Below are 17,505 nucleotides of genomic sequence, written 5' to 3' on the forward strand. Positions count from 1 at the left end.
CGTTCACCCCGTAATGCCAGATAAACCAACAGCCATATTTTACTGATTCATCATTTTATCTGATTGAGGGGTGTGGCGGGCTGACGGACCAGAGTGGAATGGTCCGTCCCCAGACCTGTGAATCACAATATCAACTATCCCGAATCCTTTTGGCCGTCTGCTGCAACAGCATGTAGCTCTCGTAGCGAGACTTGTGCTTCTGGCGGAAATTCTCTTGTGGATCAAACTGGCGGTCAAGCTTTGTCATTTTCTGCATTGCTTCCCTGACGGTGGGTGCCAGGCCTCCTGCCACTGCGCCAAGAATGGCTGAACCCAGTAATACCGGCTCGCTGCATTGCGTGGTTACCACAGGAAGATCGCATGCGTCTGCCAGCAACTGACGCACCAGCGGATGCTGGCCTGCACCGCCGCTAATCACTATCTTATCTGTCACCACCCCTTCATGACGCTGAGCATCCACGATCTGCCGCAGACCGTAGCCAATCCCGCAAAGCCCTGCGATGTAGAGTGCGACCAGATTGTCCAAATCGTTTTCCATTCCCAGACCTGCAATGACTGCCCGGGAATGGGGATCGGCAAAAGGTGCGCGGTTGCCTAAAAACTCCGGCACCACGTGTATTCCGCGGGCCAGCTCTATTGTGCTGGAAGGCTCAGTGAATTTCGCCAGCGCGAGATCCGCGAGATAAACGGGTAACGGTACGTTAAGGGCTTTTGCTTGTTTGCGTGTTGCAGCGGCAGCCGGATGGAAAGCAACCAGTTGATCAATCGCCGCACCCGCTGCGCTCTGCCCCCCCTCGCTCAGCCACATGCCCGGCACCATAGCTGAATAGTAAGGCCCCCACACACCGGGAATATAAACGGGATTTTCCGTAGAGGTCATCGTGCAGGCGGACGTGCCAAACACCCAGGCAAGATTGTGCAGTGCACCTTTATCCACACCCGCTGTACCGATACCGCCAGCATGGGCGTCAATCATCCCCACGGCGACAGGCGTACCGAAAGGCAACCCCAGTTCATCTGCCGCGCTGGGGCTAAGTCCTTCGCCGCAAGGGGTCCCTGGCTCAACAATTTGCTGACCAATACGCTCGAAATCTTCATCCGCCAGTTCGTTAAGGCCAATGGTACGGAAATAGTCGGCATCCCAACGCTTTTCGTGCGCCAGATAGGTCCATTTGCAGGTTACGGTACAGGTTGAGCGGGCGAGATCCCCCGTGGCGCGCCAGGTGAGGAAGTCAGCCAGATCAAAGAATTGCCAGGCATTGTCATACACTTCCCGGCAATTCTCCTTCAGCCAGAGGAGTTTTGGCGTTTCCATCTCGGGGGATATTTTGCCGCCAATATATTTCAGCACGGGGTGTTCTGTGGCGTTAATGCGCTCAGCCTGCGCGGTGGCGCGGTGATCCATCCAGACGATAATATTGCGATCGGGATGGTTTGCGTCACTGACCGGTAGCGACTCGCCATTGTGCCCCAGCACCACCAGTGAACAGGTGGCATCAAAGCCAATTCCTTTCACGCTGGTTGCCGGGACGTCTGCGGCACTCATCGCTTCACGAATACTCTCACACACCGCTTGCCAGATTTCGCGGCTGGATTGCTCGACTTTGTTCCCTGTACTGCGATGCAGCGTAATTGGACGTGACGCGTGGGCCAGCAGATGACCATCATGGTCGAATATCCCGGCGCGTACGCTGCCTGAACCAACATCTACACCGATTAGGGTACTTTGTGTTTCACTTTTCATATTGTTATCCATTATCCCTGGATCACAGATCGACGCTGTTTGGCAGAATGACCAGATCGCGAACGGTCACGTTTTTACTGCGCGTCACCATAAACAATACGGACTCGGCGACTTCAATCGGCTGCATCAGGCTGCCGTTGGCCAGAGCCTCTTCCATTTTCTCTTTCGGCCAGTCGTCGAGCAGGGCGGTAACCACCGGGCCTGGAAGTACAGCACCCACACGTACGCCATACTGTGCAACCTGGCGACGGGTTGAGTGAACGAATGCCTGTACGGCAAACTTGGATGCGGTATAGATAGGTTCCCAGATGACCGGCACCACGCCCGCGATGGAACTGGTGAAAATAATATCCCCGGATTTCTGGGCGATCAGGTGAGGCAGTACTGCCCGCACGCTGCGAAACGCGGCATTGATGTTAAGGTGAAGCACGCGGTCCCAGACATCCGGATCGCCTTCCGCCACCGGGCCGCCAATATAGGCGCCAGCGTTAGCATGGAAGATATCCAGACGCCCGGCTTTTTCCAGGATCCCCGCGAGGATACTGTCAACCTGCTTCGGCTGCATCAGGTCCACTACCAGGGCAAAGGCGTTGTCACCCATTTCTGCGGTCAGTTTCTCAAGCTTTTCGCCGTCGCGGTCGATCAGTACAACCTTCGCACCTGCCGCCAGCAGCGTTCTGGCACATTCCAGCCCGATGCCGGAGGCAGCGCCGGTAATGGCAGCCACTTTGCCGTTCAGTGCGCAATTCTTAGAGGGTAATGTGTTTTTCATTTTATAATCCTTGTCAGCCAGGCAGATTATTGGGATGTAATATAAATTGCTCAATCGATAGAGCAGATTTAGCACCAGATCAAATGTGCGGCAAGCCCGATAAAAAACGGAGAGAGAAATTTGTGATACGCACCAGGAAAACGAAGAAAATAACGATTTACGACCTGGCAGAACTGACCGGGGTTTCGGCGAGTGCGGTGAGCGCTATTCTGAACGGTAACTGGAAAAAGCGCCGCATCAGCGCGAAGTTGGCCGAGAAGGTCACCCAAGTGGCTCAGGAGCAGGGCTACGCGGTTAATCGCCAGGCTAGCCTGCTGCGCAAAGACAAATCCCGGGTGATTGGCATGATTGTGCCGAAATATGATAATCGCTACTTCGGCTCCATCGTCGAAAAATTTGAAGAGATGGCGCGTGAACGTGGCCTGTTCCCGATTATCACCTGTACCCGCCGCGACCCGGAGCTGGAGCTGGAAGCGGTGCGCACCATGCTCTCATGGCAGGTTGAATGGGTGATTGCGACCGGGGCGACGCGGCCTGATGAAATCTCTGAGCTGTGTTCGCAGGCGGGCGTTCACACCCTGAATCTTGACCTGCCGGGCACGCTCGCGCCTTCGGTTATCTCCGATAACTACGCCGGAGCAAAGGCGCTGACCGAACGTATTCTGCTCAACGCCGAGAAGCGCTTCGGCAAGAAGGTCGCGCTGACATTTATCGGCGGCAGGCGCAACGACCACAACACCCGCGAACGTCTGCGCGGCTTCCGGGATGCGCATCAGGCGGCGGGCCTTGTCGTGTCAGCGAAAAACACCTTTGTTGACGGCTACTCGCCAAAGCATGTTCAGGCGAGTCTGGTGGATTTTATGCCGCCGGAAGATGGCGTGTACGGCCTGTTTGTCAATTCGACCATTTCGCTGGAAGGGGTGGTGCAGTGGTTGTCCGCCCGTGGGCAAACCGGCACGCAGCAGCCGCCGATGGGCTGCTTTGACTGGGATCCGTTCGTGCCGCTGTTGGGCCACGATATCGATATGGTGCGTCAGGACGTCCCGGCGATGCTGGAAGCCGCGTTTTCAATTATCGATTCCGGTGACGCCAAAATTCAGTGCATCGAAATTCCGCCCATGCTCACCATCGGCAGCCCGCTTTAGCGGGTCAGCAGCCACCGGGCGGTGTGCTCATCGGTCACCAGGCCGTTAATCCACTTGCCCTTAAGCGCCGAGAAAATCACCCTGCGTTTATCCTCGCCGCATGCGGCGGCAATGCGCGGACACGGGCTGCGGCGGATATCAAAGCTGGTGATCAGATTGTTGATATCGCTCTCTACTACGTCGCCGCTGGCATCAATAAAGCGGCCCAGGATCTCCCCGATGGCACCCTGTAGAGTCAGTGTTTCCAGCTGTTCGAGAGTGATGAAACCATCTTTCACGATAGGGCTGTCCTGTGTCAGCGCGCCGATGCCGACGAAAATAACGTCCGCATCCAGCGCGACGTCGGAGACGTTGTTAAACAGGCGGTTCGAGCACCACATCTGATGTTCCAGCGACGTCTGCGCGTAGCGAGGTGCAGGCCACTGATAATAATTGGCCTGAATTTTACTGGCCAGCAGCAGCGGCACGTCATCGTAGTAGTTACATTTCCCGTCCGCGTTCATGGCGCTGATTAATGCCACACAGCGCGTGTTGGCGCTGTCGAAATCAATCCGCCGGATGGTTTTTTTCAGTGTTAAGCCTGAGCCCACGCCGACCACCTTATCCTCATCGCTGTGAAGATACTTCTTCATCAGCTGATAGCAGCCGAAGGAGACGCTGTCGAGCGTCATGTCGCGGGTAAAAGCGGGGACGACGCTGCACTCGATAAGATCGTATTTCTCTTTCAGCATTTGCGCGTAGTTCAGGCAACTGGCCACCGGGTGGTTAAGACCGATGGAGACGATGCCTTCTTCTTTTGCCGCTGCCAGCAGACGCTGTACGACAGGCCGGGAGGTCCCGAGCTGGGTGGCTATCTCGCTCTGATTCTGTCCGGCAATGTAGTACATCCACGCGGCGCGTACTTTCTGATCCAACCGGATATCGTCTTCAGTTATCAATTTTTTCAGCACCTTAGAGGGAGGAAACGGAAAGTTTATTCCCGTTGTGATACCCGCATTCTGGCGCGTGCAGGCCAGGCAGGCAACACTAATTTATCTGTATCTGGTCATTTGTAATTTAATGGGTCATTTGCTCTTTTGTGACGTAACGCTCTTAATTTAACTAAATGTTCAATTACATTCAGTTCACAAATCTGAATGGAGAGCTACGTCATGACTACGAATACCTGGTTACACATTGGTCTGGGATCTTTTCACCGCGCGCACCAGGCCTGGTACTTGCACCGTTTGATTGCGCAGGGCGATACCCGCTGGCACATCGCCGCCGGGAATATTCGCAATGATGCGGAACATGTCGTCGCCGCTCTGACGGCGCAGAAGGGCCGCTACGTGCTGGAAACGGTCAGCCCGGAAGGCGAAAGGGCTTATGAAGAGATCACCTCCATTCAGAAACTGCTGCCATGGCAGGCTGACCTGCAGCCGCTGATTTCAGAAGGCGCGAAGCCGCAAACCAAAGTCATCGCATTCACCGTGACGGAAGGAGGTTACTACCTGAATACCTCCCACAGGCTGGAGGTCGCAAATGTCGATCTGGCCTGTGACCTGAAGGGCGGCAACAAAACGATTTATGGCGTTATCACCCGTATTCTTGAGCAGCGTATGGCAAACGGCGCGGGTCCTCTGACCTTGCTTAACTGCGATAACGTGCGCCACAACGGTGAGCGATTCCACGACGGGCTGGTGGAGTTCCTCGAACTGTCCGGTAAGCAGCCCGTCATCGCGTGGCTGGCTGCCAATGCGACCTGTCCGAACACGATGGTTGACCGTATTACTCCTCGTCCGGCAGCCGATCTGCCTGCGCGCATCAAAGCGCAGACCGGTATTGAAGATAAAGCCCCGGTGATGGGCGAAACCTTTATCCAGTGGGTGGTTGAGGACAATTTCCGCGACGTTCGCCCGGATCTTGAGGCCGTTGGCGTGGAGATGGTTGAGTCGGTCATCCCTTACGAAGAGGCGAAAATCCGTATCCTGAACGCCTCCCATAGCTGCATTGCCTGGGCGGGCACGCTGATGGGGAGGACGTTTATTCACGAAAGCACCCTCACGGAGGCCATCTACGCCGTGGCCGACCGTTACGTCACCGAAGATGTGATCCCAAGCCTGGGCGATAACGGCATCGACCTGCCGACCTACCGCGATGTGGTTCTGAAACGTTTCACCAATCCGTATATCGAAGATACCAATCAGCGCGTGGCGGCAGATGGTTTCTCGAAAATCCCGGCGATGATGACCCCGACGATGATCGAATGCTATCAGCGTGGCACCGTGCCGCACGCGACCGCCATGCTGCCCGCGCTGTTTTTTGTCTTCATGGAGCAGTGGCACAAGGGCCAACTGCCGTATGAATACCAGGACGGCATTCTGGACGCAAATGCGGTGCACGCCATGTTCAACGCCGAAGATCCCGTGGCGCTTTACGCCGGTGACAAAGCGTTGTTCGGAGAGTTAGCGCAGCGGGAAGATTTTACCGCGCTGCTGCGTGAAAAAATTCAGGCTGTTTATTCGCTGATCCGCTGAGGAATACATCATGTACTTAGGCATCGATCTTGGCACCTCAGAAGTAAAAGCGCTGGTCATTGACGAAAACGGTGACATCGTGACCAGCCATAGCGCACCGCTGACCATACAGCGTCCCCATCCGCACTGGTCAGAACAAAGCCCACAGGCCTGGTGGGAGGCCACCGACTACCTGATGAGCACGCTGAAAGAGAAATGTGAACAGCACTGGTCGGCAATTAAAGCCGTTGGCCTCTCCGGGCAGATGCACGGCGCGGTGCTGCTGGATGCGTCAGACAATGTGATCCGCCCGGCCATTCTGTGGAACGACACCCGCAGTTCACAGGAGTGCGCCGAGCTGGAAGAAATAGCCCCTGAGCTGCACGCGGTGGCTGGGAATCTCGCTATGCCGGGATTCACTGCACCGAAGCTGCTGTGGGTTCGCAGGCATGAGCCAGAAAACTTCAAACGTATCGATACGGTTTTGCTGCCGAAGGATTACCTGCGGCTGCAGATGACGGGGAAAAAAATCTCTGACATGTCCGACGCAGCGGGCACGCTCTGGCTGGACGTGGCGCGCCGCGACTGGTCAGACAGCCTGCTTGCTAAGTGCGGTCTGTCCAGACGCAATATGCCAGCGCTGGTGGAAGGCTGTGACGTCTCTGCCACGTTGGCCCCGGAAATCGCCGCACGCTGGGGGCTTAACCCGTCGGTGGTGGTCGCCGGTGGGGGGGGCGACAACGCGGTCAGCGCCATAGGCGTGGGGGCGGTTAACCCAGGGGATGCGTTTATTTCTCTGGGCACTTCCGGCGTGCTGTTTGTGGTTAACGAAGCCTATCGCCCGGCGCCGGCTTCCGCAGTGCATGCATTTTGCCACGTGCTACCCAATCGCTGGCATCAAATGAGCGTCATGCTGAGCGCCGCCAGTTGCCTGCAATGGTTCTGCCGACTGGTTGGCGTGACCGAAACGGCGTTGCTTGAGGAAGTCGCGCAGCTGAGCGAGCAAGAAAAGGCCGAGGCACCCATGTTCCTGCCATATCTCTCCGGGGAGCGCACACCTCATAACGATCCGAATGCGAAGGGCATCTTCCACGGGCTAACGCATGCCAGCAGTCGCGCCACCATGGGGTATGCGGTGCTGGAAGGCGTGAGCTTCGGTCTTGCCGATGGGCTGCGGGTGTTGCAGGAAAGTGGTACGCATATCGAGCAGTGTTCGTTGGTCGGCGGCGGTGCCCGAAGTGCATTATGGGCGCAACTGCTGGCGGACGTGCTCAATATGCCCATTGTCACCCACAAGGGCGGCGAAACCGGCGGCGCGCTCGGGGCGGCCCGTCTGGCCTGTCTGGCGGCAGGTAAAGATCTGGTATCGGTTTGCAGGAAACCTGAAATATACCAGAGCTGGTCGCCGCGGGCTCAGCAGCATACCGCGCTGATGAAACGCTATGCACACTTTACTTCGCTCTACCTGAACGATCTGAATTATAGAACCTTCTGATTTTAATAATAAAAATGACCCGGCTGCGGCCGGGCTTACCCTGTACAAAAGAAACGAGGTCACTATGTCCGTTGCGAATAAACAATGGTTTGGATTACCGCTTCACCTGCTGTGGGGCTATATCGCTATCGCCGTTTTCATGACCGGTGACGGTTTTGAGCTGGCGTTCCTCTCCCACTACATCAAAGAGCTGGGCTTTTCGCCCGCACAGGCATCGTTTGCCTTTACGCTCTATGGCCTCGCTGCCGCGCTGTCCGCCTGGGTTTCCGGGGTGGTTGCCGAAATTATTACGCCGCAGAAAACCATGTTTATCGGCTTTGTGCTGTGGTGCGTGTTCCATGTGCTGTTCTTGACGTTCGGCCTGGGGCATGCCAACTACGGGCTGATCTTGCTGTTCTACGGCATTCGCGGCTTTGCTTATCCGCTGTTCCTCTATTCCTTCATCGTGGTGATTATTCATAATGTGAAGAGCGAAAATGCCAGCTCCGCACTGGGCTGGTACTGGGCGGTCTATTCAATTGGTATTGGCGTGGCGGGCAGCTACATTCCGAGTTTTACCATTCCACTGGTTGGCGAACTGGGTACGCTGTGGATGGCGCTTTTCTTCTGCCTGGCGGGTGGGGTGATTGCGATGATCTCCCTGCGTAACGTGCATACCCCAACGCACATGCATAACCTGACGACCAAAGAGAAACTCAACGAACTGAGTCGGGCGATTACGCTGCTCTATACCAACCGTAGCATTATGTATTCGAGCATGGTGCGCATTATCAACACTCTGTCGCTGTTCGGCTTTGCGGTAATCATGCCGCTGATGTTCGTCGATGAGCTGGGCTTCAGTACCTCTGAGTGGCTCCAGGTGTGGGCAGTATTCTTCTTTACGACCATTTTCTCGAATATTTTCTGGGGCATCGTGGCGGAAAAAATGGGCTGGATGCGCGTCGTCCGTTGGTTCGGCTGCATTGGTATGGCCCTTTCAAGCCTGGCGTTCTACTACGTACCGCAGCATTTTGGGCATAACTTCGCCATGGCGCTACTGCCTGCTATTTCGCTTGGGATTTTCGTCGCGGCATTCGTGCCGATGGCGGCCGTTTTCCCGGCGCTCGAGCCGCGTCACAAAGGGGCTGCGATTTCTGTCTACAACCTCTCTGCGGGCCTGTCGAACTTCCTGGCGCCGGCGATTGCGGTAGTGTTGCTGCCGTACTTCAGCACCATCGGCGTGGTGATTGCCTATACCACACTTTATGTCATCGCCTTCTTCCTTTGCCACTTTATCCATGTCGAACAGCCCGGCTTTGAAAGCTGTGCGGATAAAACCGACAAAGCGGTGGTGCGGGCATCTTAAGATAGTTACGGCTGGCGTACCCTGCCAGCCGCTAACGGAACGGGAACAGGAACAGTAATGGGCGTACAAGCGGTTATTTTTGATATGGACGGCGTCATTATCGATTCGGAAGGTTTCTGGCAGCGTGCCCAAATCGAGGTGTTGGCAGAACAGGGCATTGCGATAACGGTTGAGGAGTGTGAAAGCGCCACCAAAGGGAAGCGGATTGATGATATCGCAAGGCTATGGTGTGAACGATACGCGTTGAGCATATCCTCGCAGCAAGCAGAGGAGCAGATTGTCGCGCGGGTTTGCGCTGCCATTCGTAGCGAAGGTGTGGCAATGAGCGGGCTGGAGCAGGCGCTGCGCAATTTCCGTGCCGCAGGTTACCGCCTGGCGCTGGCAACGTCATCCTGTAAACAGATCATTGAAGCGGTGTTTGACCAACTGAAGCTGTGGGACTGGTTTGACGTTGTGTGCAGCGCGGACGAGGAGCCTTTCGGCAAGCCTCATCCTGCTGTTTATCATAAGGCGATGTTTAAGCTGGCGCTGGAGGCCGGGGAGTGCAGAGTCATTGAGGACAGTCTGAGCGGTTTTACCGCCGCCCGGCGGGCGAAGATCGAAACCTTTGTGGTGGCCGCCGATTACCAGGATGTAAAGTTTGCGACGGCGCTCGGGCGCTACCCAACGCTTGATGAACTTATTGATGCTTTGCAGCCAGCACTTACCTGACCTTTACCCCTACCAGGGCGGCGCAGACACTATCCCGGGGAAGTTAAACGACCTTTGTGACCCCGGGATGGTATCTGCGCTTCGCCTATTTTCTGAATTCAGGCGCGGCCGTGGCTCACCCGCGAGCGTCTCGCCATCGAATCCACAATGACGGCAATAGCCAGCACGCCACCGGTGATCATATAGCGTAACGACGATGGCAGATTGAGCAGCGTCAGCCCGTTGGAAATACACTGGATAACGATGATGCCGAGCAGGGCAGAGTACGCGCTGCCGCGTCCGCCAAACAGGCTGGTGCCGCCGATCACCGCTGCCGCGATAGCGTTAAGATTCACATCTCCGGTCCCTGCCTGCTGGCTGGCAGAGGCCAGGCGTGAAGCGGCAAGGATCCCGCCGGTTGTGGCCAGCACGGAGCAAATCATAAACGCGCTGATGTAAATACGGCGGACATTAATGCCGGAGCGGCGCGCAGCTTCGCGGTTGCCCCCTACGGCAAACATTGAGCGGCCCCATTTTGTGCGTTTCAGGGCATAGTTCAGCACCACGACGACGAGAATAAACAGCCCAAAGACCCACGGTACACCGCGACCCATGTTGAGATAAAAAACCATAAACTCGAACACGGCAGTCATAAAAATGCTGCGCGCCCAAAGTGAGCTGAGAGGTTCACAGGACAGGTTGGCCTGATTCCGTCGCGTGCGGGTGCGCAACCCCTGGACCAGCATCAGGACCCCCGGTAGCAACGCAAACAGATGTGCCAACCAGCCCGGCATAACCAACACCTGCCCGAAGCGCACCAGCGGGGAAACGTAGGGCAGGTTAATACTTCCCGATGGGCCGAGAATGTAGAGCTGCATCCCGAGCAGCGCAAGCAGTCCGGCAAGGGTTGCCACAAAGCTCGGCATCCCTAAGCGGCTGTATAGCTGGGCGTAGAGCAGACCCACGGCGGCACCTACCACCAGGGCGACGGCTATCGCGCCAATGACCGGCCAGCCCTGGTTCACCCACAGCACGCCGATAATGGCCGAGGCCAGGCCGCTCATCGACCCGACGGAAAGGTCAATCTCACCCAGCAGTAGCACGCAGACGATACCCAGCGAGATAAAGCCCACCGTGGCGCAGTCGAAAAGCATATTGACGAGGTTATTCGGTGCCAGATAGATCGGGTTAAGCACGGTAAAGACGATGGAGATAATTATCAGCCCGAGGACCACGGGGATCATCCCGAGATCGCCTGTTTTGATGCGAGTGATATACGCGCGCAGCAGGCCGGAGATGCTGTCCTGGTGGCTGACACGCTCGTCGCTACGATCTAGCCTGGTTTCTGGCGTCAGCGGTTTATTGGTGGTTATGGTCATGGCTCAGCTCACTCCCGTCGTATGTTCATGCGTTTTTCTTTCCACCCGGCGCGACACGGCGTTCTCCGTCGCCCCGGTAATGGCGGCAACCAGATCCTGGTTGGTGGCTTCCGGTGTGAAAATGCCTTTATTGCGGCCCAGACGCAGAACAACGATTCGGTCGGCAACGGCTCGCACGTCTTCCATATTGTGGCTGATGATAATCACGCCCAGCCCGCGCTCGCGTACCCGTTCAATCAGGTTCAGCACTTCTGCCGTCTGTGCCACGCCGAGGGCAGCCGTGGGCTCATCGAGCATAATGATTTTGGGATGGAGCAGCAGCGAGCGGGCGATGGCGACCGTTTGCCGCTGTCCGCCAGAAAGGGAGGCGACCGGTTCGCGGACGGAGGGAATGCGGGCAGCCAGCTCGTTGAGCAGCGTCCATGCCTGCACCTCCATGCTCACTTCGTCGAGCTGCCAGGCCGACAGCTCGTGCCCCAGAAACAAGTTCGCCACCACGTCCAGGTTTTCGCACAACGCCAGATCCTGAAAAACAGTGGAAATACCATGCTCCAGCGCCTTCCCTGGGCTATCGAGGGTGATTTCCTTACCTTCAAATTCAATCGTACCGGAAGTGGGCTGATGCACGCCCGCCAACACTTTGACTAGCGTCGATTTACCTGCACCGTTATCGCCGACCAGTGCCACGACTTCACCCGCATAAACGTCGAGATCAATATCCGTCAGGGCGGAAACGGCGCCAAAGTTTTTAGAGATTTTCCTTAACTGAAGAAGCGGGCTATCCGTGCGCGGGGCGAGGCCATTGTCGATTAACATAGTAAAAACCTTCTTATTGTCGGTGCGTCTGCGAACGCACCGACTGCGACTTAGTTGAGGATCCCTAATTTTTGGCAGGCCTGCTGGTATTCTCCGGTACAGACCTGTTGCGGCGTCTGGATTTTCTTATCAAAGATTTCCGCTTTGATATTTTTGGCAGTGATCACCGCCGGAACAAAAAGCTGTGACGGTGTGTTGTAGAGGGTTGAGGTGGCCTTAGGCTTCTGACCATTGATCAGCTGCACCGCAACATTCGCGGCCGCGGCAGCAACGATTTCCGACGGTTTGGAGATGGTGTTGTACTGATCCCCGGCGATAATCAACTGCAATGCGGCGATTGTCGCATCGTTGCCGGTTACCGGAGGAATCGGTTGAACACCGCCGGATTTAAAGGCGGCGATAGCCCCGCCACCGGTCCCGTCGTTCGCCGCGACCACGCCCTTAATTTTGTCGCCGAAGCGGGTTATCTGACCGGCAGCCCACTCCTGCGCCTTTGGTGGGGCCCATTCCGGGGTATCGAATTCAGCTAACGTTTTGTAACCGGACGCTTTGAGTCCGCGATGGATACCGTCGCGAATCAGACCCGCTGCGGCATCGGTCGGCGAACCGTTAATCTGCAGCACGCCAGCGCCAGCGGGCACGTTTGTCGCCTTCAGTTGTTCAACCAACGAGGTGGATATCGCGTAGCCGATGCCTTCGTTATCAAAGGAGATGTAAAAATCGGCTGGCTTGCCGGGGATAGGGCGGTCGTAAGCCACCACTTTCACGCCCTGGGAGTGGGCGATTTCCACCAGGCCGGCAGCGGCGGAGGAGTCAACCGGATCCAGGACAATCACCTTCGCGCCCTGGGCAATGGCGGAATTGAACTGCTGTTGTTGCAAAGAGGCGCTGGCGTTGGCGTTCTGGTAGATAACCTTGCACTGCTGGCAGAGCTTGGTCAGCTCCGATTTAAAGCCGGGAAAATCATGCTGCTCATAGCGGGTAGATGCCTGATCGGGCATCAGAAACGCAACGGTAGCTGCTTCCTGCGCCTGCGCCATGCCGCAAAAACCTATGGCCGCAATAAGCGATGCTTTGAATACTGTAGGGTAACGCATAGTTCTGCACCTCACTGAATCGAATAAGATGACCACCTCACCATTAATTCACTGAGGCAGCTGTTTTGCTTAAACATCAGGAAACCAAAATTCAGCTTTTCATTATCATTGCCGCTACATTTGCTCAATCGGTGAAGCAAGAATTGACACTCCTGATTCAGGTTGTCAAGAAAGGGCAGAAAAGCGATGTGGATTTTGTGACTGAGTGCAGATAGGGAGAGAGGAGAGCAGTTGTAAGCAAGTTATGAGGAACATTTACCGCCCATGGGGACGGCTTGGGTAAAAGCAATTTTTGGATACCGAAAAAATTCAGTTTCAACAGACAGAAAATCAGGTGTACAGGGAGAAGATTGCCTCTGTCTGCCACTCAACCCTGCACTACTCGAACGGCTAAGGCTGAGCCAGCTATGCGAGTCTGTGCTTTAATACCTGCGTCAATGCCACCCAGACCAAACCAGTGAAGAAAGGCTGGAAGCCACCACCCGTCGATAACGCAATCCGGTCTGTAAAACCACGCTGTTCGACAAGAGTAGTAAACCTGTCTTGAGTTCGAAAAAATAACCTAAAAAACATGGATCTATGTCTTCAGAAAAATCCAACAATAAACCCATTTGTTTGCGCATTTATAAACACAGGTCGCTATTTTTTGGTTTTCATCATTAAAAAATTAATCAGCGCTTTGACTCGCTTTGCCTTACCGGTGCTTTTTAAATAATAGAGATAAACCGGTGGATAGGTTTTCCAGTAAGGCATCATTACCGGGATAAACTGCTCTTTATCGGGCTGCAATTCATACACCGGCTCAAACAGTCTTCCTATTCCAAGACCGCTGCGTATGCCATCGGCCATGACATCAATATCATTGCTGATGAGCTGTCCTGGCATTTCAACGGTTAATTGCTCACCGTTATCTTCCAGCATCAGAGGAAGGATGCGGTTATTGGTAATAAAGCGGTAGCCGATGAGTTGATGTTGTTGCAAGTCTGTCGGCAATTTAGGCGTACCGTACTGTGCGAGATAGGCCTTGGATGCATACAAACCTTCCCGAAACGGTTTCATCAACTGGCGAGCCACAACGCTCTCTTCCAGGATATCGCCAAAACGAATGCCCAAATCAAAGCGTTCATCAATCATATTCACGGTTCCGTCATAAACGGATATCTCAAGCTGTATTCCTGGATAGCTTTGGCAAAACTCTGTCATAAAGGGCTTCAGAATGAGCAGGTATGCAAAGCGTGACAGCGTGATTCTGACCAACCCGGACGGTTCCTGATTCAGATCTTTGATGCTTTCCACCGCACTTTCCAGTGATGCCACCGCCCGCGATGTCTGTTGCAACAGTTGCTCTCCGGCATCTGTTAGTTCAATACGCCGTGTGGTGCGTACAAATAGCGGATGGCCAATATGCTGTTCAAGCAGTTTTAGCGCTTTGCTCACGGAAGGTGGCGTTATCTCAAGTTTCCTGGCCGCTGCAGTAATGCTGCCTTCACGGGCGATGCTCTGAAAAATACGGATTTGGTTGTAAATGACATTGTTCATGGCGCTACCCAGCAGAGAAGATAAAGTTTGATTATTAGCTATTGGGTAATAGTGTATGAGCTATTGCTGCTCTAAAAAACAGAATCAGGTTTGTTTATACTCACTTCCAGTTAAACAAGCCACTGTTAAGGAAGCTAAAAATGCAAAATGTACTGATTATTTCGGGTCATCCGATTATTAATGAGTCCATTGGCAATGCCACTATCTTGGGTGAAGTCGCGAAAGCGCTGCCCGATGCCGAAATTCGCTTTCTTGATGCTCTGTATCCTGACTACCAGATCGACGTGGAACGGGAGCAGGAAGCCTTGCTCAAAGCCGATGTGATTGTCTGGCAGTTCCCTTTCTCCTGGTATTCAGTGCCGGGGTTAATGAAATTATGGATTGATCAGGTATTCGTTCACGGTTTTGCTCATGGATCAACCGCAAAACTGGGTGGCAAAAAACTGATTATTTCCTTTACCGCCGGAGCACCTGAGAGCCTCTATTCTCCGGAAGGCTTTTTCGGTCACGGGATTGAGCAATACATGGCCCAGTTTGAAACCACTGCATTGTTGTGCAATCTGGATTTACAGGACCCGATTTATACTTTTGGGATCAGCTATGCGGGTCGTGATGAAGACAAAATTCGGGAACAGAAAGCCATGGCAAGAGATCACGCTGAACGCCTGATTACTGCGATTAAAGCAACTGCACCAGCTTTAAAAATAGCTGTATAAAAGGGAAGATAAAATGTATCTCATTAATATTACGGTGAATGGCGATATTCCGGCTCAACAATATGAGGTGCTTTTCATGTGCCATGCGAGCTGGTTTTAACACTATTTCAACGCAGGAAAATTTGTTCTGAACGGCCCCTATTCGGATTGCGAAAGAGCAGGGGTGATTATTGCTCATACTGAAAGCCGGGAAGAGCTGGATACTATCCTGAGTGAAGATGCCTATTATCCAAATCTCGCTGAATGTGAGTTTCGCGAATTTATCCCGAAAATGGTAGGGAGCTGGCAATAAAAGACGGTGAACTTTTAATTAAAAATAGGGTAAGGAGATAACTATGCAGTATATAAACTTGGGGCGAAGTGGCCTTAAAGTATCGCGACTGTGTCTGGGCTGTATGAGTTACGGCGAACCAGAACGTCTTCCTCAGCCGTGGTCGCTTGATGAAAATGCGTCGCGTCCCTTGATTCGCCAGGCACTTGAGGCCGGAATTAACTTTTTTGATACGGCGAATGTTTATTCAGGTGGTAGCTCGGAAGAAATAGTTGGTCGGGCGCTACGTGAAATGACGTATCGGGATGAAATTGTCGTCGCCACGAAGGCCTTTTTCCCATGGCGCAATTCGCCAAATACCGGTTTTCTGTCTCGAAAATCGTTGTTTCAGTCCATTGATGACAGCCTGACCCGGTTGGGTATGGATTATGTGGATCTGTATCAGATCCACCGTTTTGATCACGGCACACCTGTTGAAGAGACCATGGAAGCCCTGCATGACTTGGTGAAAGCCGGGAAAGTTCGCTATATCGGTGCATCCTCGATGGAAGCCTGGCGTTTTGCGAAGATGCAGCATGTGGCTGAGCGTCACGATTGGACGCGCTTTGTCTCTATGCAACCGCAATACAACCTGCTGTATCGGGAAGAAGAGCGGGAAATGCTGCCATTATGTGAAGACCAGGGGGTGGGGGTTATTCCCTGGAGTCCGATGGCACGCGGCAGGCTGACACGCGACTGGAATGAAACCACTACCCGAACGCGCAATGACGCCTTTGCGCTGAAAATGTATGAGAATGCCGCGCAGCAGGACCAAAAGGTGGTTGAGGTCGTAGCGCAGATTGCCGCTAAACGAGACGTTCCTCGTGCGCATGTTGCGCTAGCATGGCTGCTGTCTAAATCTGTGATTACCGCGCCTATAATCGGTGCTACAAAAGCGGAACATCTTTCAACCGCAGTAGATGCGCTGACGCTGACATTATCAGCAGAGGAATTTGCCGCATTGGAGGCGCCGTACGTTCCTCATGTGGTCGATGGCATCGTACCTCCGCTGTCTGAACAACCGGTACAGCTTTCATCCCTACGGATCAAATAGGGGGACGGGTTTGACGAAAATGGATGGTGATGATGGCGCGGTTAACGCGCCTTATCAGCAATAGTGGCACAAAATTTACTGCAGCCGAAAAGAGAGATCATTGATGAATACCAGAATTTCATTATCACTTTTGTTGACTCTGAGTTGTTCTGCTGTTGCGCAGGGGCAGAAAATAGTTGCTCCACCGGTATTCAATATTTTTGAGCTCGTTATCAAGCAAGATCAAAATAACGCATACGACAGCCTGGCTGAAAAGAACATTACTGCTTCGGTAACAGATGAAGCTGGAACCCTGGCGATGTATTCAGCCAAAAAGAAAACGAATCCCTCAGTTGCTTATATGTTTGAAATTTACGCTGACAGCGATGCCTACCAACAACATCTGAATTCGACGAGTTATAAAGATTTTTTGCGCAATTCACCGGATATTCTGGATGCGAGTCAAAAGCGTAAAATTGACGCGGTACCGCAATTTTTGGCTGATAAAAACATTGTGCAAAGCGATAAAACGATAAATAACTTTGTCATCGTTGATGTTAAGCCCGAGTTTGGGCAGGCGTTTCGCCATGTCGTTTTACCTGAAATGGCACAGTCCATTAATCTGGAAGAGGGGGTTCTGGCTATGTATGCCGTGACCGATAAAACGAACCCTAATCGCTGGTATTTCTATGAAATATACGCCAGCGAAGAGGCTTATCAGGCCCATCGTCTGACTCCCCATTTTAAAGGTTATATTGAGCAGACGGTCGAAATGACGACGTATAAAGAAGCCGTTGCGATTAAGCCTGGCAAACTTATGAATAAAGGTGGCCTGATGTATGAAATTAAGTAAATGACTGCCTCACAGGGCGAATGGGGCAGTATAAAATCAATTCAGTTCTGACGTTCAGAGGGTTCATATAGCAAAA

General features: G+C 53.7%; 15 protein-coding genes. 8 read left to right on the top strand and 7 right to left on the bottom strand.

Annotation, left to right across the window (positions count from 1 at the left end; translation table 11 throughout):
• Window positions 1–130 precede the first annotated feature (130 nt).
• Complete coding sequence (locus MUU46_RS21675; protein ID WP_258966666.1) at window positions 131–1,744, bottom strand: FGGY-family carbohydrate kinase; 1,614 nt, start codon at window positions 1,742–1,744, stop codon at window positions 131–133.
• Between the two features lie 22 nt (window positions 1,745–1,766).
• Window positions 1,767–2,516, bottom strand: coding sequence for an SDR family oxidoreductase (locus tag MUU46_RS21680; protein ID WP_159759075.1), 750 nt, complete (start codon window positions 2,514–2,516; stop codon window positions 1,767–1,769).
• Window positions 2,517–2,638: 122 nt separating this feature from the next.
• On the opposite strand from MUU46_RS21680, the gene MUU46_RS21685 reads away from it, so the two are divergent.
• Window positions 2,639–3,661 carry a LacI family DNA-binding transcriptional regulator gene (locus MUU46_RS21685; protein WP_258966667.1) on the top strand — a complete coding sequence of 341 codons (1,023 nt, stop codon included), beginning with the start codon at window positions 2,639–2,641 and terminating at the stop codon, window positions 3,659–3,661.
• Here MUU46_RS21685 and MUU46_RS21690 read toward each other — a convergent pair.
• A complete protein-coding gene (locus MUU46_RS21690; protein WP_159759079.1) occupies window positions 3,658–4,599 on the bottom strand; it encodes a sugar-binding transcriptional regulator in 942 nt (313 codons plus the stop codon). The genes MUU46_RS21685 and MUU46_RS21690 overlap by 4 nt on opposite strands.
• Before the next feature lie 213 nt (window positions 4,600–4,812).
• On the opposite strand from MUU46_RS21690, the gene dalD reads away from it, so the two are divergent.
• From dalD to MUU46_RS21710, 4 genes are all read left to right on the top strand, one after another.
• A complete protein-coding gene (gene dalD, locus MUU46_RS21695; protein WP_258966668.1) occupies window positions 4,813–6,177 on the top strand; it encodes a D-arabinitol 4-dehydrogenase in 1,365 nt (454 codons plus the stop codon).
• Between the two features lie 10 nt (window positions 6,178–6,187).
• Window positions 6,188–7,651 (top strand): xylulokinase, encoded by a 1,464-nt coding sequence (gene xylB, locus MUU46_RS21700; protein WP_258966669.1) that lies wholly within the window; start codon window positions 6,188–6,190, stop codon window positions 7,649–7,651.
• Window positions 7,652–7,715: 64 nt separating this feature from the next.
• Window positions 7,716–8,996, top strand: a complete 1,281-nt coding sequence (locus tag MUU46_RS21705; RefSeq protein WP_258966670.1) for an RbtT/DalT/CsbX family MFS transporter — start codon at window positions 7,716–7,718, stop codon at window positions 8,994–8,996.
• Window positions 8,997–9,053: 57 nt separating this feature from the next.
• Window positions 9,054–9,707: an HAD family hydrolase gene (locus MUU46_RS21710; protein WP_258966671.1), complete on the top strand. Its 654-nt coding sequence runs from the start codon at window positions 9,054–9,056 to the stop codon at window positions 9,705–9,707.
• 98 nt (window positions 9,708–9,805) lie between these two features.
• On the opposite strand, the gene MUU46_RS21715 is transcribed toward MUU46_RS21710, so the two are convergent.
• The 4 genes from MUU46_RS21715 to MUU46_RS21730 all read right to left on the bottom strand — a co-directional run bounded on the left by MUU46_RS21715 (window position 9,806) and on the right by MUU46_RS21730 (window position 14,517).
• A complete protein-coding gene (locus tag MUU46_RS21715) occupies window positions 9,806–11,065 on the bottom strand; it encodes a sugar ABC transporter permease (protein WP_258966672.1) in 1,260 nt (419 codons plus the stop codon).
• Window positions 11,066–11,068: 3 nt separating this feature from the next.
• Complete coding sequence (locus MUU46_RS21720) at window positions 11,069–11,881, bottom strand: ATP-binding cassette domain-containing protein (RefSeq protein WP_159759091.1); 813 nt, start codon at window positions 11,879–11,881, stop codon at window positions 11,069–11,071.
• Window positions 11,882–11,931: 50 nt separating this feature from the next.
• On the bottom strand, window positions 11,932–12,921 hold the full coding sequence (locus MUU46_RS21725) for an ABC transporter substrate-binding protein (protein ID WP_309582951.1): 990 nt from the start codon (window positions 12,919–12,921) through the stop codon (window positions 11,932–11,934).
• Between the two features lie 696 nt (window positions 12,922–13,617).
• On the bottom strand, window positions 13,618–14,517 hold the full coding sequence (locus tag MUU46_RS21730) for a LysR family transcriptional regulator (protein WP_258966674.1): 900 nt from the start codon (window positions 14,515–14,517) through the stop codon (window positions 13,618–13,620).
• Window positions 14,518–14,657: 140 nt separating this feature from the next.
• On the opposite strand from MUU46_RS21730, the gene MUU46_RS21735 reads away from it, so the two are divergent.
• From MUU46_RS21735 to MUU46_RS21745, 3 genes are all read left to right on the top strand, one after another.
• Window positions 14,658–15,233: an NAD(P)H-dependent oxidoreductase gene (locus tag MUU46_RS21735; RefSeq protein WP_258966675.1), complete on the top strand. Its 576-nt coding sequence runs from the start codon at window positions 14,658–14,660 to the stop codon at window positions 15,231–15,233.
• A gap of 335 nt (window positions 15,234–15,568) precedes the next feature.
• Window positions 15,569–16,597 carry an aldo/keto reductase gene (locus MUU46_RS21740; RefSeq protein WP_258966676.1) on the top strand — a complete coding sequence of 343 codons (1,029 nt, stop codon included), beginning with the start codon at window positions 15,569–15,571 and terminating at the stop codon, window positions 16,595–16,597.
• 103 nt (window positions 16,598–16,700) lie between these two features.
• Complete coding sequence (locus MUU46_RS21745) at window positions 16,701–17,429, top strand: putative quinol monooxygenase (RefSeq protein ID WP_258966677.1); 729 nt, start codon at window positions 16,701–16,703, stop codon at window positions 17,427–17,429.
• Window positions 17,430–17,505: the final 76 nt, after the last annotated feature.

This window comes from Scandinavium tedordense, from assembly GCF_024764965.1.
In the GTDB taxonomy this organism is placed as follows: domain Bacteria; phylum Pseudomonadota; class Gammaproteobacteria; order Enterobacterales; family Enterobacteriaceae; genus Scandinavium; species Scandinavium tedordense.